This is a genomic window from Corallococcus sp. CA054B (assembly GCF_003611625.1).
Taxonomy (GTDB): Bacteria; Myxococcota; Myxococcia; order Myxococcales; family Myxococcaceae; genus Corallococcus; species Corallococcus coralloides.
In genome coordinates this window covers 22,516-46,227 of the sequence record NZ_RAVY01000059.1, presented here as the reverse complement: position 1 = coordinate 46,227, position 23,712 = coordinate 22,516, and the positions used below count along the sequence as shown (strand labels likewise).

Genomic DNA, 23,712 nt, shown 5'->3' with positions numbered 1-23,712 from the left:
CCCGACGACGCCGCCCACCGCGCCGTCCGGCACGCCCGGCCCCGCGGGCGCCTGCGGCGCGACGGCGGCCACCTCCGTCGCGGCCGGCGTCTCCACCTGCTCCACCACCGGCTCTGGCTCCTTCACCGGCTCCGGAACCTTCGCGGGGACCACCAGCTCCTGCCGCTTGGGGCGCGGCTTCTGCACCACCGGCTTCACGGGCTCCGGGGTCGCCTGCTTCAGCGCCCCACCGCCCAGCGGCGGCGGAGGCGGGGCGTACGCCATCAGCACCAGCTCCGGCTCCGGCTTCTTGACCACCGGCGGCGCCTGGGTCGACACCATCAACCCCACCGCCACCGCCAGCACGTGCGCCACGGTCGCGGTCAGCAGGGCCCCGCTCCAGCGACCCCATCCCGTCTCGGCCGTCGCGGTCGCTGACTGGAAGAGCCCCACAGGGCTCCGCGCCGCATCCGCACGGGCGGTCACTGCTTGCGGCAGCGCCGGGGCGGCACCCAATCGGTCGTCGAAGTTGAGAATGGTTCGCATTTTCGGTCGCCGAAAGGGGATATCCCCTGGGGGGTGGCAACGTCAATCTGGAGCGATGCTGAAATCATCCTGGCGCGTCGCCTCATGACTGTTTCGTTGCCAAGGGCGCGATTTTCCGAGGTGCGTAAGAGCCCTGCTGCGTATAAAGGCCTTCCGCTGACTCGTTGATTTGTCGTCGCCCGACTGTCGCATCGGGTGCGACACGCTTAACCCCCCCACCCATGACGCCGGCCCTTCCCCACACCGGGCGTGAAGCCCCCCGCGAGATCAGGTTCGCCCTGGCGGCGGCCGTGTGCGCGGCGGTGCTGGCCGGACTCCTGGGGATGGTGGGGCTCTCGTCAGCGCCCCGCCACGGCACGCGCCAGGAGGTTGCTGCGCCCCGGACGCATGCGGTGTCGCGCATGCCGCCCCCTCCGAAGCTGGGGTGGGAGGTCGCGGGGCTGCTGCATGGCTCGCACATGGCCGCGCCGCGGGCGGGCTCGCGCGATCAGGTGGATGGCGGTGGTGCCGGCCTCCGCCCCTCAACGCCCTTCGCACCCCGGCTGGACACGCTGCGCGCGATCCTCGCGCGCCATGACGCGCGGATGCTGGCGCGGGCCGAGGGCCTGCTTGCCCGGGCGCTGCCCTCCCGTCTCACGCCGCTGGCGGACCGTCCCCGGACGGTGAACTGCCCGGCCCAGGGTCCACCCGTCTGGGGCTGAGCGGTTCTTTGCGTTCGCAGGCCCGCGCCCGTCTCCGACCCGGTGTGACCCCCGGGAGCAGGTGGGCGGGCCTTCCACATCACAACCCTTCCAGCACGCGGTCTGCACTTCGCGGCCGCGCGAGACCTTCTTCCATGTCTTCCTCCCCTCCCCCCGAACCCATCTCCACCCCTTCGCAGCAGCCCCAGCAGGGCGGCTCCACCCACGATCAGTGGCAGGGCGCGCGCCTGTTGTGGAGCGGACTGCTGTGCCTGGTCATCATCGTCGGGGCCATTGCCCTCGAGCGATGCAGCTGAGTCCGCCCTAACTTCCTGTAGTTCCGGCCCCGCGCAGCGCGGGCGGGGCCGGTCATCGCGAGCCCATCACCTCCAGAGGCGCCCCCATGCACGACGCCCACGCGTTCCTCCAAGCCCTCGCCACCGTCCTTTGTGTCGCGGCGGTCACCACGGTCCTCTTCCAGCGCCTGCGCCAGCCGGTGGTGCTGGGCTATATCCTCGCGGGCTTCATCATAGGGCCGCACGTCCCCATCCCCCTGGTGGCGGACCCGGGCATCGTGCAGACGCTGTCGGAGCTGGGCGTCATCCTGCTGATGTTCTCGCTAGGGCTGGAGTTCAGCCTGCGGCGGCTGTTCCAGGTGGGGCCCACCGCAGGGATCACCGCCGTCATCCAGTGCAGCGTGATGGTGTGGCTGGGCTTCGTCACCGGCCGCGCCTTCGGCTGGACGATGCTGGAGAGCCTGTTCGCCGGCTCCTGCATCGCCATCTCCAGCACCACCATCATCGCCAAGGCGTTCGACGAGCAGAACATCCGGGGCGCGCTGCGGAGCATCGTGGTGGGCATCCTCATCGTGGAGGACCTCATCGGCATCCTGCTGATGGCCATGCTCACCGCGGTGTCCAGTGGCACCGGTCTGTCCGCCGGGGACCTGGCGTTCACCGTGGGCCGGCTGGCCGCGTTCCTCGTGGGGCTGGTCGGCATTGGCCTGTTCGTCGTGCCCCGGTTGGTGCGCTACATCACGAAGCTCCAGCGGCCGGAGACGACGCTCGTCACCGGCGTGGGCATCTGCTTCGCGGGCGCGCTGCTGGCGCAGTCGTTCGGCTACTCGGTGGCGCTGGGCGCGTTCCTCGCGGGCTCGCTGGTGGCGGAGTCCGGCGAGGGCAAGGAGATTGAACACCTGGTGCAGCCGGTGCGCGACCTGTTCGGCGCGGTGTTCTTCGTGTCGGTGGGCATGCTCATCGACCCGGCGCTCATCCGCGAGCACTGGCTGGCCATCGCGGTGCTCACCGGCGTGGTCGTCCTGGGGAAGATCCTCAGCGTGTCGCTGGGCGCGTTCTTCACCGGCAACGGCACGCGCACGTCCGTGCAGGCGGGCCTGAGCCTGTCCCAGATTGGCGAGTTCTCCTTCATCATCGCGGGCCTGGGCCTGTCCCTGAAGGCCACGGGCACGTTCCTCTACCCGGTGGCGGTGGCCGTGTCGGCCATCACCACGCTGACGACGCCGTGGCTCATCCGCGCGTCCGGCCCCATCGCCAACTGGGTGGACCGCAAGCTTCCGGCGCCGCTGCAGACGTTCGCGTCGCTGTACGGCAGCTGGGTGGAGAACCTGCGCACGTCGCCGCGCCAGAAGACGGTGGGCGCGCGCGTGCGGCGCATGGCGCTGCTGATGCTGCTGGACGCGGCGTTCATCACCATCATCGTCATCGGCACGTCCGTGCTGCTGCCCCAGGTGACGGAGTTCATCGACGAGCGCATGGGCTGGGGCAAGACGCTGACGCCGTGGATCGTCATTGGCCTGGCCACGGCGCTGGCCCTGCCCTTCTGCGTGGGCATCGTGCGGATGGGGCGGCGTTTGGGCGTGGTGCTGGCGGAGGGCGCGCTGCCGGCCGCGGCCAACGGCAAGGTGGACCTGGCGGCGGCGCCGCGCCGGGTGCTGGTGGTGGCGCTCCAACTGGCCAGCGTCTTCATGGTGGGCGTGCCGGTGCTGGCCATCACCCAGCCGTTCGTACCCGGCGTGCCCGGCGCGGTGCTCCTGCTGGTGTCCCTGGGCGTGCTGGGCTTCGCCTTCTGGAAGAGCGCCACGAACCTGCAGGGACACATGCGCGCGGGCGCGCAGGTCATCGTGGAGGCGCTCGCGGCCCAGTCCCACGCGAAGGGCGACGAGGGCGAGCCGTCACAGGACGTGCTGCACGGCGTGCGTCAGATTCTTCCCGGCATCGGAGAACCGGAGTCGGTGGCGCTCGGCGAGTCCAGCGCGGCGGTGGGCCGCACCCTGGCGGAGCTCAACCTGCGCGGCATGACGGGGGCCACGGTGCTGGCCATCCGCCGGGGCGACGCGGGCGTGCTGGTGCCCACCGCGCAGGAGGTGCTGCGCGCGGGTGACATCCTCGCGCTCGCGGGGACGCACGAGGCCATCGACGCGGCGAAAGGCGTTCTCGGCTGAGGCGGGGCCCCGGATGCAATGGGGGACGCGGCCGTCCGTAGCAAGGGCATGCCGCTCCCCTTCCGCGTTCCGGAGGTCTCCGCCATGCGCCGTCCCTTCCTGCCCACGCTGTTGCTTGCCTGCTCGCTGGCCGTGCCTGCCCTGGCGGCGGAACCGGCGAAGAAGCCGGCCAGGGCTCCCGCCAAGGCCATCTGCGTCAATGTCAAGGACGGGAGCAAGGCGGTCCAGGGCACGAACCTGGTCATCGAGCCCGGCGAGAAGGTCAAGGACGCGGTCGCCGTGGACGGCGACGTCATCGTGAAGAAGGGCGCGGTCGTGGACAACGACGTGGCCGCCATCCGAGGCCGCGTCATCCTGGAGCCCGGCGCCAAGGTGAAGGGCGACGTGGTGACCATTGGCGGCGAGGTGCGGGTATCCGCGGGCGCCCACGTCGACGGGAACGCGACGGCGCTGGGCGGCAAGCTCGTCCTGGAGAAGAAGGAGGACGTGAGCGGTGAGCAGAACTCCCTGTCCCTGGTCTTCAACGGCGACGACCTGGTGAAGGAGTTCGTCGGCAAGGCGCTCGACGAGGATGCCGGCAAGTGCCACATCCTCGACGACGAGGATGACGACGACGACAAGGACGTCTGAGCCGTCGTCCTGCCTGTCAGGCGGCCCCCGTCACTTCCATTCTGGCGGGGGCTTGCGCGTGGCGCGGCGGCGCGAGCGGGGTTGCAGGTGCACCTCGTCCCCGCGGCAGACGCGCACGCTCAGGAAGCGCTGGAGTTGATCCAGGGCCAGGTCGTGGTCCTTGTCGCTCTCCGCGCAGCAGCAGTCGCTGAGCACGGTGATCTTGTACTCGTGCATGTGCGCGTCGTGGGCGCTGAAGAAGACGCACAGGTTGGTGGCGATGCCCGCGAGCAGCAGCTTCTTCGTGCCCAGGTGCTCCAGCAGGGGCACCAGCGACGTGGCGAAGAAGGCCGAGTGCTTGGGCTTGAGGATGAAGTAGTCGTCCGGCCGGGGCTTGAGCGCGCGGGCGACCCGCTGGCCCCGGCTGTCCTTCCGGGTGCAGTGCTTGTAGACGTCCGTGAAGCTGCTGCGCCACAGGTCGAAGTTGTCGTTGACGTAGATGACCGGGACGCCTGCCTTGCGCATCCGCTCCGCGAAGGGGCCCAGGCGCTCCACCATGCGCAGCGCCCAGGGCAGGACGTTCTCCCCGCCGGGGAACTCCAGGTCGTTGATGACGTCGATGATGAGCAGCGCGGTGTCATGCCGCCGCTCGTGCGGCGCGCGCGTCTGCTTCCGGACCGCCTGGCGCGGCTTCGCCACGTCCACCTCCTCGTGGCTGAACGCTAATCATCCTCCCGCCGGGGGGTGGAGTCCCCATGCGGGAGGATGTTCGCTGGCCGCCAACATCGCCCAGGTGCTGCGCGCGGCGGGTTACCGGCGGGCGCGGCGGGGCCTCCACACGACTCCCGCGAGCAGCCACCAGGCCAGGACACCCGGAAGCGCGCTGGCGCCGGCACTGCACCCGCCGGATTCATCCTCATCGGGGCCCGCCACCGTGCCGCCGTCGTGCGTGGAGCCCGCGTCCGCCTGGGTACCCGCGTCCGCACGGGTCCCTGCGTCCACCTGGGTACCGGCGTCCACTCCGGTGCCCGCGTCCGCCCGGGTTCCCGCATCCACCTGGGTGCCCGCGTCCGCACGGGTCCCGGCGTCCACCTGGGTGCCCGCGTCCACCTGGGTGCCCGCGTCCACACCCGCGTCGCCTGCCACGCCGCCGTCGCCGGGCCCCTGAGGCAGGTCGTCGTCCACCGTGCGGGCCTGGACGGTCACCACGGGGATGTCCTGGGTCGGCGTGAACGTGAGGGACGCGTGTTCGACCGTCGCATCCGCGTCGTGCGGCGCGCGCACCGTCACGAACTGAGGAACGCTCCAGTTCTCTCGCGTGAACCGGAGCGAGCCACCCTCCACCAAGATCAGGTCACCCTCGCCCCCCTGCAGCGCCACCTTGACCCAGACGTCCACCAGCGGAGGCATCGCCAGGGACACCGTGACCGTCTGGGCTCCGTCCTCCGGGACGGCGAGGTTCAAGGGAGACACGCTCAGGGCCTGGGTTCCCGGCACCGGGGTGACCCGATGGACCCCCCCGTGGTGGCTGAGGACATACAGCGCCCCGTCCGGCCCCTCGTTCACGTCAACGAAGCCGCCGCCCGTCTCATAATTCATGATGATGTGTTCCCTGGCCACGGAGCCATCCGCCGCGAACTGCATCCGATGCAGCATCCCGCGGAAGTCCGTGAACAGGTAGTTGCCGGAGTAGCTCTGGGGGAAGCGCGTCCCCTTGTAGAACATGCCTCCCATCGTGAACTCGCCCTCCGGCCATCGCTTGAGATAGCCGCCACCACTCACCGCGTCCGGCTCCGGCTGGTCCACGGTGAACGACTGCGAGGAGGGATGACCCTTGATGTAGAACTCGCCGTTGAAGCTGGGGTTCGCGACATCGAAGATCGAGACCCGCGTTCCCTTGCGATACCAGGATGAATTGTAATAGCCGCCGACCAGCGTGTAGGTCGCGACGCCGTTCTGCCGCACCGCGCCTGTCGCCGTGAACGTGGCCTCATCATTGACACCGGGCAGGTATGAGTACACCGGCGCCAGGTATCCCGCGGGCTGGTTGTTCTCATAGTCGGGCCAACCCCCATGGGCTCCCGCGCTGATGCTGAAGATTTGATTGGCCCCCGGGCCTGAGACATTGGCCCACAGGCGCCCGGTTCCCGGCTGGAAGACCAGCCCGTAGAGGTTGTGGAAGCCCCGGGCCCAGATGCTGTCCACGTTGGGGCCCGCCCCGTCGTGGAAGGGATTGTCGGTGGGCACGGTGCCATCCGGGCGCACGCGGTGGATCTTGCCCGCCGCGTTCGTCAGGACGTCCGCGCTCCGGATGCCCTGGAGGCTCCCGACCCCGAAGTACAGCATGCCATCCGGACCGAAGGTGAGCCCTCCGCCGTCGTAGTCGAGCACTCCCGCCGGGAGCCCCCCCACGATAACGGTGCGGTTCACGCCGACGCCGCCGACGTCGGTGTACCGGAAGATCTGCAAAGTGAAGCCCGGCATCGCCGCGAAGAAATAGACGTAGCGGTTGCTCGCGAAGTTCGGATCGAAGGCCATGCCCAGGAGTCCTTCCTGGTCATAGTGATTGAATGACTCGGAGATGAAGGGAGTCGGCTGCACGACCCCGTTCTTCACGACGAGAACCTTTCCAGACATCGTCGCCACGAACAGGCGGCCAGAACCATCCGGAACCCAGCCCATCCGGGTCGCGTCGCTGGCCGTTGCGAAGGTCACCCAGCCTTCCTGGACCTCGAGGTCACGAGCCGTCTCGACGGGTTGGGCATGAACGCGGGCGGCGGTCAGCAATGCCAGGGCAAGCCAGGGGGCGATGGGGCGCATGCCGCGCAAGCTACCATCAATCCCCTACGTCCCATGCAGCGCCAGGCCTGGGCTTCGCGCCCCAGATGCCCACCTTGCCGTCATCCATGCCCCAGCACACGAAGCGCCCGTCGGGTGAGAAGTTCGCGGTGCTGCCCTGCATGTCATCCAGGTCCGAGTACGCGAAGACGCGCTGGCCGGCATGGACGTCGATGACCACGAACGCGCTCGTGTCCGCGCTGGCGGCCAGCAGGGAACCCCCGGGGATGAACTCCATTTGCATCGCACCGGAGGCCGGGGCTCCGATGACCCGAACCGTTTCCAGTCCGGGGAGGCCCAGGAACAACAACTCTCCACCGGTATTCGAGGCAACCAGCCCTTGTCCGGACGGCGTGAACGCTACGTTCCAGATCAGATGGGAGTCCAACGTGCGGGACGCCACGGATTTGCCGGTCCGCGCATCCCAGAGGCGAACGGAAGCGCGTGTCGCGGCACCGACCTGCTCCTCGGCGGCCCCCACGGCCGCGAACCGACCATCCGCCGACAGCGCGCAGCCGTAATGGAACGCGGGGTCCTCCAGCCGCCATACAAGCCAGCTGCGCTCCAGGTCCCAGAGCATGACACGGCCCTGGCCGGCGGTGAGCAGCAGGCGCGTTCCGTCCGAGGACAGACACGCGCTGGAGACGGAACCCCCGGTCTCCACCGAGGACAGCAGCTTGCCGTCGGTGACGGACCAGGTCTGGAGGGTGCCGCGAACGGTCACGGACAGGAGGCGCTGGGAGCCGGGCAGGAACCACGCGGCCCGGCAGCGGGAAACGGAGTGCGCGAAGAGCGGAGTCGCCGCTTCCGAGTGCAGGTCCCACCAGCGCAACGGCGTCCCTCCCTGCTTCTGGACGGACAGCAGGTAGCGCGACGACGCATCCCACGCCAGCCACTGCCACCGTGAGTACTGCGACAGCTCCGGCTCACCCAGCGTCCGCAGCAGGGTCAAGTGTCTCGCGGTCTCAGGGGTCAGCGTCAGGGAAGGCGTGAGCATGGTGCGAATCCAAGAGGGCGCATAGCCGCTCAGGAGCACGGCTTGAAGCAGTTTCGAAGGAGAAGGCCGCGAGGACCCACTCCGCACGCTGCGTCATGGTGGGGCGCGCGCTGGGGGGCTTGAGCCGGACCGAACGGGCGGCCTAAGACGCGGCCTCCCCGTCCAGGGGACCCTTTCGAGGAACTTCATGTTCAAGAAGATTGCCATTGGCGTCGTCGCCGCGCTCGCGCTGTTCGCCGGCTTTGTCGCCACCCGCCCGGATACCTTCACCGTCACGCGCTCCGCCACCGTGCCGGGCACTCCCGACATCGCGTTCGGACTGGTCAATGACTTCCACCAGTGGAACCAGTGGTCTCCCTGGGACAACATCGACCCGAACCTGAAGCGGACCTTCGGTGGCGCGGAGTCGGGCGTCGGGGCCACCTATGCCTGGACCGGCAACGACGACGTCGGTGAGGGCAACATGACCATCGAGGAGGCCAAGGCCAACGAGTCCATCCGCGTCAAGCTGTCGTTCATCAAGCCCTTCGCCTCCACCAACATCACCACCTTCACGTTCAAGCCCGCCGATGGCGGAACCAACGTCAGCTGGGAAATGGCCGGCCAGCACAGCTTCGTGACCAAGGCGTTCTGCCTGTTCATGGACATGGACCAGATGGTGGGCAAGGACTTCGAGAAGGGCCTCGCCAGCATGAAGACCGCCGCCCAGGCCGAGGCCACGAAGCGCGCGGAGGCCGAAGCCGCCCGCAAGGTCGCCGAGGCCAAGGCCGCCGAGGAGGCCGCTACCGCCGTTCCCGCGGAAGGCACGCCCGCCGTCGCCGCGCCGATCCCGTAGTCCCGCCGCCATCTCGCGGCCGCTGGCCCCTCGCGCCCCGTGACTCGAGGGGCCTTCCTATTTCACGGTTCACAACCGCCAGCGCTGGGGAGCGGGCTCCCGGGCCAGCCCCGGGCTCCTGCGATTGACCAGGCGATTTCGCGGATCCACCGCGACCTGCTGGACCTTCCACGGCAGCCCTTCCACCGTGAGCCCCGCCGTCGCCGACTCCGGCTCCAGGCCGTACGAGACCGTGACCCGCCGCCGCTCCTCCGGCGCCGAGCCCTGAAGCTCCAGCTCCACCGCGCAGGGATACACCTTCCCGCTCTCCGTCCGGTGGTTCCAGGGGCGGCTCGCCGGACTCGCAGCCCATCACGCCCAGGACGAAGCACGGCAGCACGAAGCGTCTGAGCCAGGGCAGGAGCACGACACGGATACGGACCCGGGCGCTCACCCGGGTCGTCCTGGAAATGAAAGAGGGGCGGCCGTCACTCCGGCCGCCCCCCTCATCTCAACAAGCGCTCACCCTACTTCGTGAAGGTGATGGGCCCCGAGGACAGCGTGGTGTTGTTCGCGCCGTCCACCGCGCGCACGCGCCACGTGTGCGAGCCCGTGGACAGACCGTTCAGCGTGGTCTGCTCCGTGCCCACGCCGTAGACCTCGAACTCCCACAGCGAGTAGCCGTACGCCGTCGCACGCTGCACGCCGCGCATGCGCACGAAGCGGCCCACGCCGGACACCGTCCAGTCGTCGATGCCACCGTCGCCGGTGTCCACCGTCTTCAGTGCCGTCCAGTTGGTGGAGCCGTCCAGCGACGCCTCCAGCACGTAGCGCCGGCCGTACGCGGCCTCCCAGTTCAGCACGATGCGCTTGAGCGAGTAGATGGCCCCCAGGTCGATGGTGATGGACTCCGTGTCACCCGTGGTCGCCGTGCCCACGCTGGACCAGCGCGTCGTCAGGCTGCCGTCCACCGCGTCGTTCGCGCTGCCGAACTCCACGGACGTGGCGTAGGCGTTCTTGCCCCGCGCCAGATTCGTGCCCGCCGGCACCGGCGTGCTGCGCAGGATGGAGGGGGTGCGGTCCGTGCCGTCCACGATGAGGACGTACTCCGCCACGCCCGCGCCCACGTCCGTCGTCTGCTCCCAGATGAAGCGCGTGGACGTGCCCGGCACCGACTGCCCGGCCGACGGCGACAGCGCCGCGAAGGCCGCGGGCGGCGTCGTGTCGTTCAGCGTGAAGGTGAACGTCGCGGACTGCGTGACGCCGTTCGCCCAGTTGAACGCCTTCACGAACCAGGTGTGCACCCCGTTCGCCAGCTTCAGCCCGTCCAGCGCCGCCGACGGCGTCCTGGTGATGGCCACCGGCATCGCGCCGCCATCCAGGTACACCTCGTAGCGCTGGATGCCCGTCTGGGGGTCGCTGCTCGCCGCCCAGGTGAACGCCGGACGCGTGCCGGTGATGACCAGGTTGTTCGACGGCGTCAGCAGGTTGAACGCCACGGGAGGCGTCGCGTCCGTCAGGCCGAAGCCCTGGATGCCCGCGCCGTACTGGAACAGCGGGTTGCCGTACGTGGGGGGCACCGGCTGGCCCGTCGCGATCTTCTGGCGGATGGCCGCGCGCTCCGCGTCCGTCGCGCCCAGGTCGAACGGCAGGTCCCACTTCTCCAGCTGGTTGTTCTCCACGTCCGTGCCGATCTGGTTCATGCCGCGCGGCAGCTGCCAGGGCGTCTTGCCCCGAGGCAGCACGTCACCGAACAGCACGTCCGCCACCGCGTAGCCGCCCATGTCGCCCGGGCGGTACGCCAGCATCAGCGCGTTGGAGAGCGGCACCACGTTCGTCAGCACGTAGGGACGCGGGCTGATCAACACCACCGTCGTGGGGATGCCCCGCGACTTGAAGCTGTTGATGATGCCGTACTGGTCGCCCCACTTCGCGTCGTGGGCAGGGCCAATCGGGTCGCCCGGCAGGTACGGCTTCTCCTTGTCCCACTCCGTGCCGTGGGTGAAGTAGCTCTCGCCCACCACCACGATGGCCGCGTCCGGCGTCACGCCCGCGGGGGCGTTGTCCTTGTAGACCGTGAGCCCCGCGGCCTCCGCGCGCGCCTTCACCGCCGCGTAGATGGTCGGGTCGCCGAACTCGGTGCCGTGGAAGTCCGAGCGCCAGGTCACCATGCAGGACATGTCGTCCGCGCGAGGGCCCGCGATGACCAGCTTGCCGCCCGCCGGCAGCCGGATGGGCAGCGCGCCGTCGTTCTTGAGCAGCGTCATGGACTCCTGGGCCGCCCGGCGCACCGCGGCCTTGCTGTCCGCGGTGTGCCACTGGGACGTGCCGGCCGGGCCCTGCTTGTACGGGTCCTCGAAGATGCCCAGGCGGAACTTCAGGTCCAGGATGCGGCGCACGGAGTCGTTGATGCGCGCGACAGGCACTTCGTTCTCGAAGTTGGCCATGGCCTGCGGCGTGGCGCCGCCCATCACGTCCGAGCCCGCCGTGGCGGAGCGCACCCATGAACCCGAAGGCAACCAGTCCGAGCAGATGACGCCGTCGTACTTCAGCTGGTTGCGCAGGTAGTTGAGGATGCCCGGGTTGTCACCCGCGCCGTAGCCCTCCGGCCCCAAGAGCCAGCTGCCCGCGTAGCCCGGCATGATGCCGCTGGTGCCCGCCTCGATGGCCGCGTGCCACGGACGCATGTGGTAGTGGATGGTGGTGCCGTCGTAGGTGATGCCCGCCTCACCGCCAGCGCCCTGCCCCGGCCAGTGCTTCGTCGTCACCCAGATGGAGCTCGGATTGACCTCCGGACCGCCCTGGAGCCCCGCGATGAGCGCGCGGGTGATGCCCGCCGCCAGGTCCGCGTCCTCGCCGTTGCCCTCCTGCGTGCGCGGATACAGGACCTTGGTGTTCACCTCCGCCAGCGGCGACAGCGTGCCGCGGCTGCCAATGGCCAGCTGCTCGCGGCGCTGGATGTCACCCATCTCGTAGATGGTGTCCAGGTCGCGCGTGGCCGCCAGCGCCGGCTGCGTGGGCCAGCTCGTCTTGTAGCCGTGGATGGTGTCACCCGCGTCGATGTGCGGGATGCCCAGGCGCGTGGCCGCGGACGCCTTCTGGAACATGGGGATGTCCGTGGGCGACAGGGGGCCCATCTGGAAGCCCGCCTCCGGGTACGTCTTGGCGTCGTAGAACATCTGCAGCGCCTTCTCGCGCAGCGTCATGCGGCCCAGCAGGTCGTTCACGCGTACGGAGATGGGATTGCGCCAGTCCTCGTACGGCTCAATCGTCCCGTTCTTGTTCAGGTCGCGCGCGCCGTTGATGAGGTTGACGCCGTCCGCCTGCGTCTCCACCACCGGCAGGTACACGCTGAAGTTGCCAATGTCCGAGCGCGACGTGCTGCCGCCCGACAGCGTGGCCACGACGTACCACTTGTAGGTCCAGCGGTCCGGCAGGTCCTCCGTGAAGGTGAACGACGTGCCCGTCTGCGACGCCACCTGCGTGTACCTGTCCAGCAGGTTGCCCGCGGCCATCCAGTCGTAGTCGTTGCGGGTGAGGTTGACGTAGAGCTTGTAGTTCGTCGCGCCCGTCACCGGGGCCCACGACAGCGTGGGACGGCGGGTCGCGGTGATCATCGCGTTGTTGGCGGGCGCGGTCAGCCGGAACGCCCCGGCCACCGGCGGCGGCGCGGGCGCCACGTACGGGTCCGGGATGATGGTGGGGTCACGAGGGTCCGTGGGCCCATTGCCCGTGGAGAAGATCTCCACGTTCCAGTCCGCGCCCTGCACCGCCAGCGCCGTGACGGACTGCGCGCGCTGCTGCACGCCGTTGTAGTCCACCACCGCCAGACGGATGTCCGTGTTGGGCTGCGTGGGAGAGAACTGGTTCTTCGACAGCGTCACCGTCGTGTTGGGCGGGAACGTGAGCTGATAGGTGAAGGGCCCGGGCGGGTTGCGCACGGACGGCGTGGTGTTGCCCTCCTCCGGAACCGGCGTCACCGACAGCGGCGCGGGCGACACGTTGATCTTCGCGTACGCCAGCTCCGGGAAGTTCAGCTTGATGGTCTGGTTGGTGGTCTGCGTGGGCGGCGGCGTGGTGCCCCCGTTCTGGTAGACCTCGAAGGACCACAGCGAATAGCCGTAGCCCGTGCCGCGCTCCGTGCCGCGCATGCGGAGGTAGCGCCAGGTGCCGGAGACCGGAATCTCCCGCCGGCCGATGGCGCCGTTGGTCACCGTGTTGAGCGTGGTCCAGCTGGTGTCGTTGTTGGAGCCGTCAATCGTGTACGTCTTGCCGTACGCGCCCTCCCAGTCCAGCACCACCTTGCCCACCACCTGGGACGAGCCCAGGTCCACGCGGATCCACTGCGGGTCCACGCCCTGCGCGGAGGCCCAGCGCGTGTTGACGTCGCCGTCGAACGCGAAGCCCGGCTGGAGCCCCGCTGCATCCGCCTCCACGCTGGACGCGGTGGCCGACCGGTTGCGCGCCAGGTCCGTGTTGGTGGGAGGCGGCGTGCCGCCCGTCTCATAGACGGCGAACTCCCACAGCGAATAGCCATACGCGGGCAGCGCGCGGGTGACGCCCTGCATGCGGACGTAGCGGCCCGTGGTGCCGGACGGCAGGGACAGGTCGTCCGTCGCGCCATCGCCGGTGTTCACCGTCAGCGCGTCGGTGAAGGTGGTGTTGTTGGTGGAGACCTGGATCTTGTAGACCGTGGCGTAGGCCGCCTCCCAGGTGAGCACCACGCGCGAGATGGTGCGCGTCTGGCCCAGGTCCACGGTGATCCATTCGTTCGCCGTGAAGCCGCTGGCCCAGCGGGTGCCACCGTCGCCGTCCACCGCGTACTGGCCCAGGAATGGAGCCTCCGCGGACGAGGTATAGGTGGTCTTGTTCAGCGCGACGTTCGTCTGCGCGTGGGCGTTGGATGCGCCCAGGAACGACACCAGCGTGAGCGCCGCCGCGAAGGCTTGTAACAACCAGACACGCGGTGCTTCACGGAGACATGGGCGTGCGCCCCTGCTTGACAATTGCGGCAAGGATTCAGACATTGGGGGATGACTCCTTGGGTAGGAACAGCAACCGCATCCCTGCCCTGGCGACACGCCGCACGCGGGGGCGTGACGGCGGCGTCAAGACAAGGCTCGGGCGTTCCGGCTGTCACACGGCGACAGCCGGCCCGCCCTTCCTGGCACTGCGTTCCTGCCTAGTCCGCGGTGAAGTACAGGTTGTCGAGCAGGAGTGACTGACCGGTCGCTCCACCTTCGGCCGCGAAGGTGAACGGTGAAGAGACGTCGTTGAGCTTCAGGCCCGCCGCGACGAAGTCCGCCACGGGGATGGCCAGGTGGTGCCACTCACCATCGTTGGCCCAGCCGTACTGCGAGACAGCCAACTGGAAGCCCTTTTCCTTGCCCTCACCGATGCCGTGGGACATGCCGACCTTCACATTGGCGAAGCCGGAGTCGGACGACTTCATGCTCACGTGGAGCGTCTTCCAGCCATCGAGGTTGTGCGTCTGCTTGATCCAGTGCACGCCCAGGCCCAGCCACGCCTGACCGTTATAGACAAGGCGGTCCGCGGACCTGCCCTCGATGTGCTCCGGATCTGACTCCACGTAGGCGGTGTTCGCGTAGAGGTAGAGCTTGGCGTCGATGTCGTCGAAGACGATCACCTCCGAGCGGCCCGTCTCGTAGAAGATGCCCACCATCAGGCGGCGCTGGCCGGCCTCGTAGGGGAACGGCCCCGGCAGCAGGTCCGCGGGCTGCGTCCCGCCGTCGGGGTTCTGGTTGCCCGGCAGCTCCTGGCCCGAGTAGTCCGCCGGGCCCGGATCCGGGCGGCAGGCGGCGAGCAGCAGCAACAGGCCCCACACTGGCTTCTTCATGGCTTCACCGCCCGGTCCGCACCACTGGAGGTCTTCACCATCACCCAGCCGCCCGTCACGGTGCCGCCCAGCTCGACGACGCCCTTGTACGCGGGCGTCACCAGGTCGTAGGCCACCGTGCCGGACGCGTCGTACGTCACCGCGTCCGGGAAGTTATCGAGCACGGACTGGTAGGCCTTCACCGCCATCTCACGCGTCTGCGCCAGGCTGCCCTGGTCCGCCCGGCCCCGCTGGTAGATGGCTGCCAGGTTGACGGCCACGTAGTACTGCGCTTCGCCATACGGCCCGTTCGCGAGCACCGTGGCCCATGCGTAGTAGCCCGCCACCGGGTCCCCGCCGGACTGGATCTGCCACTTCGTCTCCGTGCCCACCCCCGACATCGCGAAGGGGTTGTTCGGGTCATCCAGCACGGAGGTGTTCGGGTAGATGCCCATGGCCGGGTCGGTGACCGTGAAGGTCATCCCGTCCAGCGACTTGCCGTAGATGATGGTCGGGTCTTCGTAGCAGCCGGACAGCGCGGCCACGGCGGCCAGCAGGAAACCAGTCCTCATGATGCGTGTTCCCTCAGAGAGAAAGGATGGCATACGCGCCCACCTCGTACTCGCGACCCTTCAGGCCCTCGGTGATGCCCTGCTCGTTGAGGCCTTCCGAGTACTCGTTCAGCATTCGCACCAGCCCGCGCAGACCGAAGCGCGTGGTCACCGCGCCCAGCACCGGCTTCTTCAGGCCGTAGGACAGGTCCCCGCCCAGCTGCACCGGGTAGGTGAGGTTGAAGACGCGGTGGTAGTCGTACGGACCCCAGTCGTTGAAGCGCAGCTGGGCCGCCAGCAGCAGCGTGTCGTAGAGCGCGGAGCCGTCCAGGCCGAAGCGGTGGATCTGCCGGCTGTCCTCACCCGAGGACTGCTGGCTGCCCACGTACGCCGTGCCGTACAGGCGCAGGCGCTGCGAGGGGTTGCCCACCAGGCGCAGGGACGTCTCCCACTCATCGCGGGCCACCGGCGCGCTGCCGAAGGCGACGGTGCTGCCGTCCGCGAGGATGGCGATGCCCGCGTCGCGTGACGTCGGCTGGTGCCGGTAGACGATGTCCAGGCCCGCGGCGAACGGCGCGTCCTCGCGCATGTCGCGGTCCCACGACCAGAACCAGGTGCCCGGCGTCGGGTCGAAGGTGATGAGCAGCTCACCGCCCAGCGTCTCGCGGTTGTCCAGCACGCTGAACGCGTCCACCAGCACGCTGCGCGGCCGCACGCCCGAGTAGTACATGCCGGAGCCCGGATCGTACGCGTCCGGGATGGTGGGGTTCGGCCCGATGAGGGGCCGCTGGTACAGGATGTTGGGCGACACCTGGATGGAGCCGAACTGCACCGCCGCGCCCAGCTGGCCCGCGTAGTGGTTGCCGCGGCCGCTCTCGCGCAGGCTCCAGCCGGTGATGATGTTGCCCTGCTCCGGTCCGCTGTCCGCGACGAGGCCACGGAAGGAGGACTGCACCAGCCAGCGCACCGCCCCCATGTCGTAGGTGAGCCGCGCCTTGGCGCCCAGCGTGTCCAGGAACTGCACCTTGTCCTGGAGCACGTCGTAGCCGCTGTTGAGGTAGCTGGGGCCGCCTTCCGGAGCGGCGCGCGTATACGTGAACGTCTCGCCAATGCGCTGGGGCGCGGAGAGCAGGCCGCCCACGTCCAGCACCAGCTTGCCGGTGGCGTACTGGAAGTTGAGCGCCGTCCTGCGCGCGATGCGCTCGCGCACCACGGAGGCCGTGGACGACGATGAGCCCTGCGCCAGGTCCTCCTGGTGCACCAGCGTCACGTTCACCGGGCCCACGTTGTTGCGGTACTTCGTCACCACGGAGGGGTTGGCGCCCCAGTACAGCTCCGGCCCGACGGCGACCTTCAGCCCGTCCATGGCCTTCTTGCCGCTGAACACCACGCCGAAGGGCGCGTTGCCGTGGTAGATGTCCAGGTTCGGCCCGTAGTTCGCCTCGCGGTAGAGGTTGAAGAAGTCGCCCTCCTCGCCCCAGTGGTAGTGGCCGGTGCGGTAGTAGCCTTCCAGCGCGAAGTCCGAGCGGTCGAACTTGAACTCCGCCTGATACAGCGCGAAGCGATCCAATGGCGACTGCTCGCGCGCGGGTGCGCCGGGGCCCACGGGGACCTGGTTCGTGCCAGGCGTGGAGGGCGTGCCGCGGTTCTCGTAGAACAGGTTGTTGAGCCGGTTCTGCGCCACGTTGCCCACGACGTTGAACGACGCGCGGCCGTAGACGCCGCTGGCCGGCTGCAATGCCAGGTCGAAGAAGATGGATTCGGTGTGGTCCGCGGCGCTCCGGTTGGGCCGCGTCGTCGCGATGCTTCCGCGCGACAGCGAGCTGTCCAGGAGCAGCCGCAGGTTGGACACCCGCACCGCGCTGAGCTCCTCCGTGCGCGCCAGCGCCACCGACGAGGTGTAGCTGCTGGTGAGCGCGGACGGACGGATGCCCGCGAAGTAGTCGCGGATGACGTCCGGGTTGGTCGTCTGCGCGTACGGGTCCAGGCGGAACACGGCCTGGAGGACGTAGTAGGCCGTGCGCGGCTGGATGCCGCTGATGCCGTTGGAGTCCGGCGGGCCCAGGGCCGCGATGCCGAACCACTCCTCGTTCATGTTGTTCTGGCCGGGAACGAAGTCCGCCGCGTAGCCGCCGTTGGGCCACGTCGCGGTGGTGTCGTGGATGGACAGGTTGGACTCCTGGCCGTGCTTCCACCAGCCGTCCACCCACTGGAACACGAAGCCGCCAATGGCCGTGCCGGACAGGCCCTGGCCGTAGCCCTCCAGGTAGATCTGCTCCCACTGCGTGCGCAGGTACTCCGCCTGCGCCACGTGGTCCTCGCGGCCCGCGCGGGCGTCATAGGCGTCCGCGCCGAACTCGCTGAAGAACACCGGCTTGTTGAGCTTGGCCTTCACCTCCGCGAACAGGTCGCGCGCGGTGGGGCCGCGGTAGACGTTCGTGCCCAGCACGTCCAGGTCCTGGCAGTGCTTGGCGATGAGGTCGATGTACTGGAGGTCGCCGTTGGCGATGGACACGGGGTGGTTCGTGTCCCGCTTCTTCACCGTGCGGGCCGCCTCGCCGTAGAGCGTGTAGAGCGACTCCGCGCGCGCGGCGTCCTCCTGGCCCGGCAGGGCTTCAATCTCGAACGACGTCCAGTGCAGGCCGTAGTTGTTCTCGTTGCCCAGGAGCCACATGAGCACGCCGGGCACGTCGCGGTAGAGTTCCACCTTCTCCGCGAGCGCTCCGAGGATGGCCTTGCGGTGCTCGGGGTTCGAGTAGTCGATGTTGGCGACCATGACCCCGTTCACCGGGTGGCCATAGCGTCCCATCAGCGGGTTGAGCAGCGTGTGGATGCCGTAGTTCCGGTAGATGTACTCGACCCAGACGGGCGGGATGTCGTCGAACTGGCGGATGGCGTTGAAGCCCGCGTCGCGGAGCATCCCCATCTCTTTGGCCAGCACCTGCTTGATGAAGTCCTCCGGCTGCGTCCAGAGCGAGTACCGGTAGTTCTCACCGATGGGCGTGTAGCCCCAGTTCACGCCGTGGACGGGGAAGTCCTTCCCGTCCACCTGGAGCTTGAAGCCGCGCTCGTCGTGGATGATCCGCGTCACCGTCGTGCGCTTCGCGTCCGAAGGCGCGGCGGCCGGGGCCTCATGGACCAACGGAGCGCGATCCGGAGCCGGCTGCTCGGGCACAGGCGCGGCGGCGTCCACGGGGCCGGCGGAGGGCGGCTGCGCGGCGGGCGGCGACTGGAGGGGCGAGCCCGCACCGGACACCTGGGCCCAGGCCTGGGTGCCGCCGCACAACGCCAGACACGTCGTCAGGAAGAGCCTTTTCAAGCGGCCTGCTCCACGTCCAGGCCGTTCTGGGCCACGACGTCGCGATAGAGATGGGCGCTGTCCTTCGGGATGCGCTGCTGGGTGGCGTAGTCCACCCACACCAGGCCGAAGCGCTTGGTGTACCCGTAGGCCCACTCGAAGTTGTCCAGCAGCGACCACGCGAAGTAACCGGCCAGATTCACGCCCTGCGCGATGGCGTCACCGCACGCCGCCAGGTGCCCGCGCAGGTACTCCACGCGCTGCACGTCGTGCACGCGGCCGTCCGCGCTGGGGGCCGTGGAGTACGCGCAGCCGTTCTCCGTGATGTAGATGGGGCCCGGCTTGTATTCCTTCTCCAGGTGCACCAGCAGGCGCGTGAGGGAGGCCGGGCAGACCTCCCAGTCCATGTCCGTCTTGTCCGGGCGCACGAACACGGTGCGCGGCGCGTTCTGCTCTTCCGGGATGCGGTTGCTGCGCAGGACGGCGCGCGAATAGAAGTTCACGCCCAGGAAGTCGGTGGGCGCGGCGATGGTCTCCAGGTCGCCGGGCTGGATGAAGTCCAGGTGCGGGGACGCGATGCGGCCCGCCTTCACGTGGTCTTCAATCACGTCCTGCGGGTAGCCCCGGCCGTAGAGCGGCTCCAGGAACCAGCGGTTGAAGCCGCCGTCGAAGTCGCGGGTCGCGTCCGCGTCCTCCGGGCTTGGCGACGCGGGCTCGCCCGGCGTGAGGTTGAGGGTGATGCCCACCTCCGCGTTCCTCACGTTGGCGCGCAGCACCTTCACCGCGTTGCCGTGCGACACGAGCAGCGTGTGCGCCGCGGCCAGCATCTTGGACCAGTCCTTGTGGCCCGGGGCGTGCTCGCCGTTGCCGTAGCCCAGGTAGCTGATGCACCAGGGCTCGTTGTGGGTGATCCACCGATTCACGCGGTCGCCCAGGGCGCGGCTGATGACGTCCGCGTACTCCACGAAGGCGTCACCGGTGGCGCGCGAGGGCCAGCCGCCCTGGTCCTCCAGCACCTGCGGCAGGTCCCAGTGGTAGAGCGTGACGAAGGGCTCGATGCCCGCGCCCAAGAGCGAGTCCACGAGGCGCGAGTAGAAGTCCACGCCCGCGGCGTTCACCCGGCCGCGGCCCTCCGGGAGGATGCGCGGCCACGCGATGGAGAAGCGATAGGACTTCAGCCCCATCCAGCGCATCAGCTCGATGTCCTCCGGCCAGCGGCGGTAGTGCTCACAGGCCACCGAGCCGTCGGACTTGTCTTGGATCTTCCCCGGGGTGGCGGCGAAGCGGTCCCAGATGGACTCGCCACGGCCGTCCACGCGGGTGGCGCCCTCGATCTGATACGCGGAGGTGGCCACTCCCCAGAGGAAGTCAGGAGGAAACTGACGCATCGGCGGTAACTCCTTTCGGAACTTCAAGGTGGCAGCGGACGAGGTGATTCGCGGCCGGGAGGACGTCGGGAGGCGTGAGGGTGGAGCAGCGCGGCTCGGACACCGGGCAGCGCGGAGCGAAGGGACAGCCCACGAGCGGCGGTGCCCCCGTGGTGGGGCGCACCGGCAGCGCGGCCTGGAGGAAGTCGTCTCCATCCGGCACCGCGGACAAGAGCAGCTTCGTGTACGGGTGGCGCGGCTGGCGCAGCACCTCGTCCGCCCTGCCCGCCTCCACCACCGTGCCCGCGTAGAGCACGAGGATGCGGTCGGCCAGGTGCCGCGCGCTCGCCAGGTCGTGGGTGATGAACAGGATGCCGATGCCACGCTCCTGCGTGAGGCCGCGGAGCAGCTGCAGCACGCCCTTGCGCGTGGACACGTCCAGCATGGACGTGGGCTCGTCCGCGATGATGACCTGCGGCTCCACCGCCAGGGCGCGCGCCACCGCCACGCGCTGGCGCTGGCCGCCGGACAGCTCATGCGGGTAGCGCTTCGCGAAGGCCTCCGCGGGCGTCAGGCCCACGGACTCCAGGAGCGACAGCACCCGCGTGCGCAGGCCCGACTTCGGCACCCGGCCATGGCGCACGAGCGGCCGCTCCAGGTGGTACGCCACCGTGTGCACGGGGTTCAGGGACGCGAACGGATCCTGGAACACCATCTGCACCCGGCCGCGGTAGTCGAGCGACGCCTGCGCGCTGCCGTCCGCCAGCACGTCGCGCCCGGCGAGCCGCAGCTGGCCCGCGTCCGGCATGTCCAACCGGGCCAGGAGCCGCGCCAGCGTGGACTTGCCGCTGCCGGACTCGCCCACCAGCGCGACGATCTCCCCCGGCTGGAGGGAGAAGGACACGCCCTTGAGGATGGGCTTGCGCTCGCGGGAGAAGAAGCCGCCCGCCAGGTAGCTGCGGGTGAGCCCTTCCGCCTCCAGGAGGGGCGCGCTCATCGGTGACCTCCGGGGATGGCGGCGATGCGCGTGGACGGCCGGGACACGGACAGCTCCGGCGCCTGCTGGACCGGCGGCGTCGCGGCGTCCTTCGCGGACAGGTGCGGGAACGAGGACAGCAAGAGCTGCGTGTACGGGTGGCGGGCCCCGGCGCGCAGGTTGGCGGACGTGTCCACCTCCACCAGCTTGCCGCCCTGGAGCACGCCCACGCGGTCCGACAGCGCGAGCAAGAGCGGCAGGTCATGCGTGATGAAGAGCATGGCGAAGCCCAGCCGCTGCTTGAGCTCCACCATGCGCTGGAGCAGCTCCTTCTGCACCACGACGTCCAGCGCCGTGGTGGGCTCGTCCATGATGACCAGCCGGGGCTCCAGGGCCAGCGCCAGCGCGATGCCCACGCGCTGCCGCATGCCGCCGGAGAGCTGGTGCGGCCACGCCGTCACCAGGTCCGGGGACAGGCCCACCATGCCCAGCAGCTCCCGCGCGCGGGCATAGGACGTGGCGCGCGACACGCGTCCGTGCGCCGCGAGCGTGTCGTGGAACTGCTCGCCCAGCGTGAGCACCGGGTTGAGCGCGCTCATGGCGCTCTGGAACACCATGGACACCTGACGCCAGCGGAACGCGCGCAGGGCCGGGCCCTCCAGCGCGGTGACGTCCATGCCGTTGAAGAGGATGCGCCCCTGCGTCACGCGCGCGGAGGAAGGCAGGAGGCCCAGCAGCGCGGAGCCGATGGTGGACTTGCCGCTGCCGGACTCACCCGCCAGGCCGAACACCTCGCCCGGCGCCACGTCGAACGACACCGAGTCCACCACGCGGGAAGCGCCCCTCTCCGTCGCGTAGTCGATGCACAGGTCCTGAACGCGCAGGAGCACGCCCGGCACCGGCTTCTCCAGGTGCGTGCGCGAGGCGGCGCTCGCGGGCAGCGCCGCCGGCTTGTGCACGCGCAGCGCGGGGTTGGTCATCTCGTCGATGGCGGAGCTGACCAGCGTGAGCGCGAAGCCCACGAGCGCGATGCACAGGCCCGTGGGGACGAAGATCCACCAGGAGCGAGTGAGCAGCGCCGCGTCGTTGGCGGCCCAGTAGAGGTTGGTGCCCCACGTCACCACGCTCACGTCGCCCAGGCCCAGGAACTCCAGGCCCACCTGCGCGCCCACGGCATAGAGCGTGTTTCCAATGAACGACGAGCCCAGCAGCGACGCCATGTTGGGCAACAGCTCCCGCGACACGATGCGCGAGTGGCTCTCCCCCGTCACCACCGCCGCGGACACGAAGTCGCGCCCGCGCAGGGCCAGCGACTCCGCGCGGAACACGCGTGCGTTCCAGGCCCAGCCCGCCACGGTCAGCACCGCCACCATGCGCAGCGGGCCGGACGGCAGGTACGCGCCCAGCACGATGGCCAGCGGCATGCCGGGAATCACCAGGAACACGTTGGTGGTGAGGGACAGCACGTCGTCCACGCGCCGGCCCAGGTAGCCCGAGGTGATGCCCACCAGCGCGCCAATCAGCGTCACGAGCGCGCCCACCGCGAAGCCCACCGCCAGCGTCTCGCGCGAGCCCACCACCGTCTGCGCGAGCACGTCCTGCCCCTGCCCCGTGGTGCCGAACCAGTGCGCCGCGTTGGGCGGCTGGTGCGGCCGGCCCACGAGCTCCGTGGGGTCCATCACGAAGAAGGGCCCCACCACCGCGAGCAGCAGGAAGAACAAGAGCAGGGCGCCGCCCACCGCCGCCTTCCGGTGGCGGGCGAGCCTTCGCAGGAAGTCACGCATGGGCGCGGGTCCTCGGATCCAACCAGAGGCAGAGGAGGTCCACGGCGAAGTTCGCCGCGAGCACCGCCAGGGTGATGACCAGGAAGAGCCCCTGCATCAGCGGGTAGTCCTGGTTGCGCACGGCGAGGATGAGCAGGTAGCCCGTGCCCGGATAGGAGAAGACGATCTCCGTGAGCAGCGACCCGGACAGCACGAACCCCACCGCCATGCCGAAGCTGGTGACGTTGGGCAGAAGCGCGTTGCGCGCGGCGTAGCGCAGCATCACCTGCCGGGGCGGCAGGCCGCGCGCGTGCGCCAGGCGGATGGAGTCCGTGCCCAGCGTGGCCACCATCGTGTTGCGCATGCCCAGCATCCACCCGCCCAGCGTGGCCACCACGATGGAGGACGCGGGCAGCACCGCGTGGCGGGCCACGTCCGCGGCGAACGCGAACGACAGCCCCGGATCCATGTCGTGCCCGTACGCATGGCGCAGCGGGAACCACCCCAGCACGAAGCCGAAGAGGTACAGCGCCAGCATGGCCAGCCAGAAGTACGGGAAGGCCCCCAGGAACGCGAGCGCCGGAGCCAGCCCCGAGTCCAGCCACCCGCCCCGGTTCCACGCGGCGAGCACGCCCAGGAAGGACCCCACCACGAAGCTGATGATGACCGCCACGCCGGCCAGCCCCACCGTCCACATCAGGCCCGTGCCAATCACTTCCGACACGCGCGCGGGGAAGTAGGCGTAGGACATGCCCAGGTCGCCCTGCACCAGGTGCTTCAGGTAGGTGAAGTACTGGGCGTAGAGCGGCGCGTCCGTGAAGCCGAAGGCGGCCCTCAGCGCGCCCATGGCCTCCGGCGCGACCTTGCCCTCGAAGCGCGCGAACATGGCCGCGGCCGGGTCGCCGGGGGCCAGGCGCGGAATCACGAAGTTGAGCGTGAGCGAGGCCCACGCGGCGATGAGGTAGAAGCCCAGTCGCCGGAGGATGTAGCGGCCCAT

17 protein-coding genes and 1 pseudogene are annotated in these 23,712 nt (G+C 69.5%); 5 read left to right on the top strand and 13 right to left on the bottom strand.

All coding sequences use genetic code 11. From position 1 onward, the window contains the following. A pseudogene (locus D7V80_RS16790) lies at nt 1-525 on the bottom strand (energy transducer TonB); the annotation flags it as partial. A 221-nt stretch (nt 526-746) separates the two neighbouring features. Between D7V80_RS16790 and D7V80_RS16785 the strand changes: the two are divergent. The 4 genes from D7V80_RS16785 (at nt 747) to D7V80_RS16775 (ending at nt 4,296) form a co-directional block, all read left to right on the top strand. Then, entirely contained in the window at nt 747-1,226 is a 480-nt protein-coding gene (locus D7V80_RS16785) for a hypothetical protein (protein WP_120589119.1), read from the top strand. Between the two features lie 134 nt (nt 1,227-1,360). Beyond that, entirely contained in the window at nt 1,361-1,522 is a 162-nt protein-coding gene (locus tag D7V80_RS41810; protein WP_158616651.1) for a hypothetical protein, read from the top strand. An 86-nt stretch (nt 1,523-1,608) separates the two neighbouring features. Then, nucleotides 1,609-3,666 carry a cation:proton antiporter gene (locus D7V80_RS16780; protein WP_120589118.1) on the top strand — a complete coding sequence of 686 codons (2,058 nt, stop codon included), beginning with the start codon at nt 1,609-1,611 and terminating at the stop codon, nt 3,664-3,666. Between the two features lie 84 nt (nt 3,667-3,750). Then, complete coding sequence (locus D7V80_RS16775; RefSeq protein ID WP_120589121.1) at nt 3,751-4,296, top strand: polymer-forming cytoskeletal protein; 546 nt, start codon at nt 3,751-3,753, stop codon at nt 4,294-4,296. 30 nt (nt 4,297-4,326) lie between these two features. On the opposite strand, the gene D7V80_RS16770 is transcribed toward D7V80_RS16775, so the two are convergent. The 3 genes from D7V80_RS16770 to D7V80_RS16760 all read right to left on the bottom strand — a co-directional run bounded on the left by D7V80_RS16770 (nt 4,327) and on the right by D7V80_RS16760 (nt 8,110). Beyond that, the gene (locus D7V80_RS16770; RefSeq protein ID WP_014396794.1) at nt 4,327-4,974 is read right to left on the bottom strand and encodes a cysteine hydrolase family protein; all 648 of its coding nucleotides are present in this window, start codon (nt 4,972-4,974) and stop codon (nt 4,327-4,329) included. A 111-nt stretch (nt 4,975-5,085) separates the two neighbouring features. Further along, nucleotides 5,086-6,990, bottom strand: coding sequence for a sorbosone dehydrogenase family protein (locus tag D7V80_RS16765; RefSeq protein WP_158616650.1), 1,905 nt, complete (start codon nt 6,988-6,990; stop codon nt 5,086-5,088). Nucleotides 6,991-7,111: 121 nt separating this feature from the next. After that, nucleotides 7,112-8,110, bottom strand: a complete 999-nt coding sequence (locus D7V80_RS16760; protein ID WP_147447121.1) for a WD40 repeat domain-containing protein — start codon at nt 8,108-8,110, stop codon at nt 7,112-7,114. Between the two features lie 187 nt (nt 8,111-8,297). Between D7V80_RS16760 and D7V80_RS16755 the strand changes: the two genes are divergently transcribed. Continuing rightward, on the top strand, nt 8,298-8,945 hold the full coding sequence (locus D7V80_RS16755) for an SRPBCC family protein (protein ID WP_120589115.1): 648 nt from the start codon (nt 8,298-8,300) through the stop codon (nt 8,943-8,945). Nucleotides 8,946-9,014: 69 nt separating this feature from the next. On the opposite strand, the gene D7V80_RS16750 is transcribed toward D7V80_RS16755, so the two are convergent. The 9 genes from D7V80_RS16750 to D7V80_RS16710 all read right to left on the bottom strand — a co-directional run bounded on the left by D7V80_RS16750 (nt 9,015) and on the right by D7V80_RS16710 (nt 23,712). After that, a complete protein-coding gene (locus D7V80_RS16750) occupies nt 9,015-9,242 on the bottom strand; it encodes a hypothetical protein (protein WP_120589114.1) in 228 nt (75 codons plus the stop codon). A gap of 209 nt (nt 9,243-9,451) precedes the next feature. Then, nucleotides 9,452-13,951: a discoidin domain-containing protein gene (locus D7V80_RS16745; RefSeq protein ID WP_120589113.1), complete on the bottom strand. Its 4,500-nt coding sequence runs from the start codon at nt 13,949-13,951 to the stop codon at nt 9,452-9,454. A 155-nt stretch (nt 13,952-14,106) separates the two neighbouring features. Beyond that, nucleotides 14,107-14,781, bottom strand: a complete 675-nt coding sequence (locus D7V80_RS16740) for a hypothetical protein (RefSeq protein WP_120589112.1) — start codon at nt 14,779-14,781, stop codon at nt 14,107-14,109. Then, complete coding sequence (locus tag D7V80_RS16735; RefSeq protein WP_199738695.1) at nt 14,778-15,332, bottom strand: hypothetical protein; 555 nt, start codon at nt 15,330-15,332, stop codon at nt 14,778-14,780. The genes D7V80_RS16740 and D7V80_RS16735 overlap by 4 nt, the downstream gene beginning before the upstream one ends. Nucleotides 15,333-15,345: 13 nt before the next feature. Next, a complete protein-coding gene (locus D7V80_RS16730; protein WP_120589110.1) occupies nt 15,346-18,630 on the bottom strand; it encodes a glycoside hydrolase family 2 TIM barrel-domain containing protein in 3,285 nt (1,094 codons plus the stop codon). Then, nucleotides 18,627-19,997 carry a GH1 family beta-glucosidase gene (locus tag D7V80_RS16725; protein WP_120589109.1) on the bottom strand — a complete coding sequence of 457 codons (1,371 nt, stop codon included), beginning with the start codon at nt 19,995-19,997 and terminating at the stop codon, nt 18,627-18,629. Before D7V80_RS16725 ends, D7V80_RS16730 begins: the two co-directional genes overlap by 4 nt. Then, nucleotides 19,978-20,973 carry an ABC transporter ATP-binding protein gene (locus D7V80_RS16720; protein WP_120589108.1) on the bottom strand — a complete coding sequence of 332 codons (996 nt, stop codon included), beginning with the start codon at nt 20,971-20,973 and terminating at the stop codon, nt 19,978-19,980. The genes D7V80_RS16725 and D7V80_RS16720 overlap by 20 nt, the downstream gene beginning before the upstream one ends. Further along, nucleotides 20,970-22,736 carry a dipeptide/oligopeptide/nickel ABC transporter permease/ATP-binding protein gene (locus D7V80_RS16715; protein ID WP_120589107.1) on the bottom strand — a complete coding sequence of 589 codons (1,767 nt, stop codon included), beginning with the start codon at nt 22,734-22,736 and terminating at the stop codon, nt 20,970-20,972. The genes D7V80_RS16720 and D7V80_RS16715 overlap by 4 nt, the downstream gene beginning before the upstream one ends. Continuing rightward, nucleotides 22,729-23,712: an ABC transporter permease gene (locus D7V80_RS16710; RefSeq protein WP_120589106.1), complete on the bottom strand. Its 984-nt coding sequence runs from the start codon at nt 23,710-23,712 to the stop codon at nt 22,729-22,731. Before D7V80_RS16710 ends, D7V80_RS16715 begins: the two co-directional genes overlap by 8 nt.

Excerpts from the sequence above, each read along its gene's own strand:
- D7V80_RS16720 (WP_120589108.1), bottom strand. The coding sequence starts at position 20,973 with ATGAGCGCGCCCCTCCTGGAGGCGGAAGGGCTCACCCGCAGCTACCTG.
- D7V80_RS16775 (WP_120589121.1), top strand. The coding sequence starts at position 3,751 with ATGCGCCGTCCCTTCCTGCCCACGCTGTTGCTTGCCTGCTCGCTGGCC.
- D7V80_RS16780 (WP_120589118.1), top strand. The coding sequence starts at position 1,609 with ATGCACGACGCCCACGCGTTCCTCCAAGCCCTCGCCACCGTCCTTTGT.
- D7V80_RS16785 (WP_120589119.1), top strand. The coding sequence starts at position 747 with ATGACGCCGGCCCTTCCCCACACCGGGCGTGAAGCCCCCCGCGAGATC.
- D7V80_RS16725 (WP_120589109.1), bottom strand. The coding sequence starts at position 19,997 with ATGCGTCAGTTTCCTCCTGACTTCCTCTGGGGAGTGGCCACCTCCGCG.
- D7V80_RS16710 (WP_120589106.1), bottom strand. The coding sequence starts at position 23,712 with ATGGGCCGCTACATCCTCCGGCGACTGGGCTTCTACCTCATCGCCGCG.
- D7V80_RS16715 (WP_120589107.1), bottom strand. The coding sequence starts at position 22,736 with ATGCGTGACTTCCTGCGAAGGCTCGCCCGCCACCGGAAGGCGGCGGTG.
- D7V80_RS16755 (WP_120589115.1), top strand. The coding sequence starts at position 8,298 with ATGTTCAAGAAGATTGCCATTGGCGTCGTCGCCGCGCTCGCGCTGTTC.
- D7V80_RS16735 (WP_199738695.1), bottom strand. The coding sequence starts at position 15,332 with ATGAGGACTGGTTTCCTGCTGGCCGCCGTGGCCGCGCTGTCCGGCTGC.
- D7V80_RS16760 (WP_147447121.1), bottom strand. The coding sequence starts at position 8,110 with ATGCTCACGCCTTCCCTGACGCTGACCCCTGAGACCGCGAGACACTTG.
- D7V80_RS41810 (WP_158616651.1), top strand. The coding sequence starts at position 1,361 with ATGTCTTCCTCCCCTCCCCCCGAACCCATCTCCACCCCTTCGCAGCAG.
- D7V80_RS16745 (WP_120589113.1), bottom strand. The coding sequence starts at position 13,951 with ATGTCTGAATCCTTGCCGCAATTGTCAAGCAGGGGCGCACGCCCATGT.
- D7V80_RS16740 (WP_120589112.1), bottom strand. The coding sequence starts at position 14,781 with ATGAAGAAGCCAGTGTGGGGCCTGTTGCTGCTGCTCGCCGCCTGCCGC.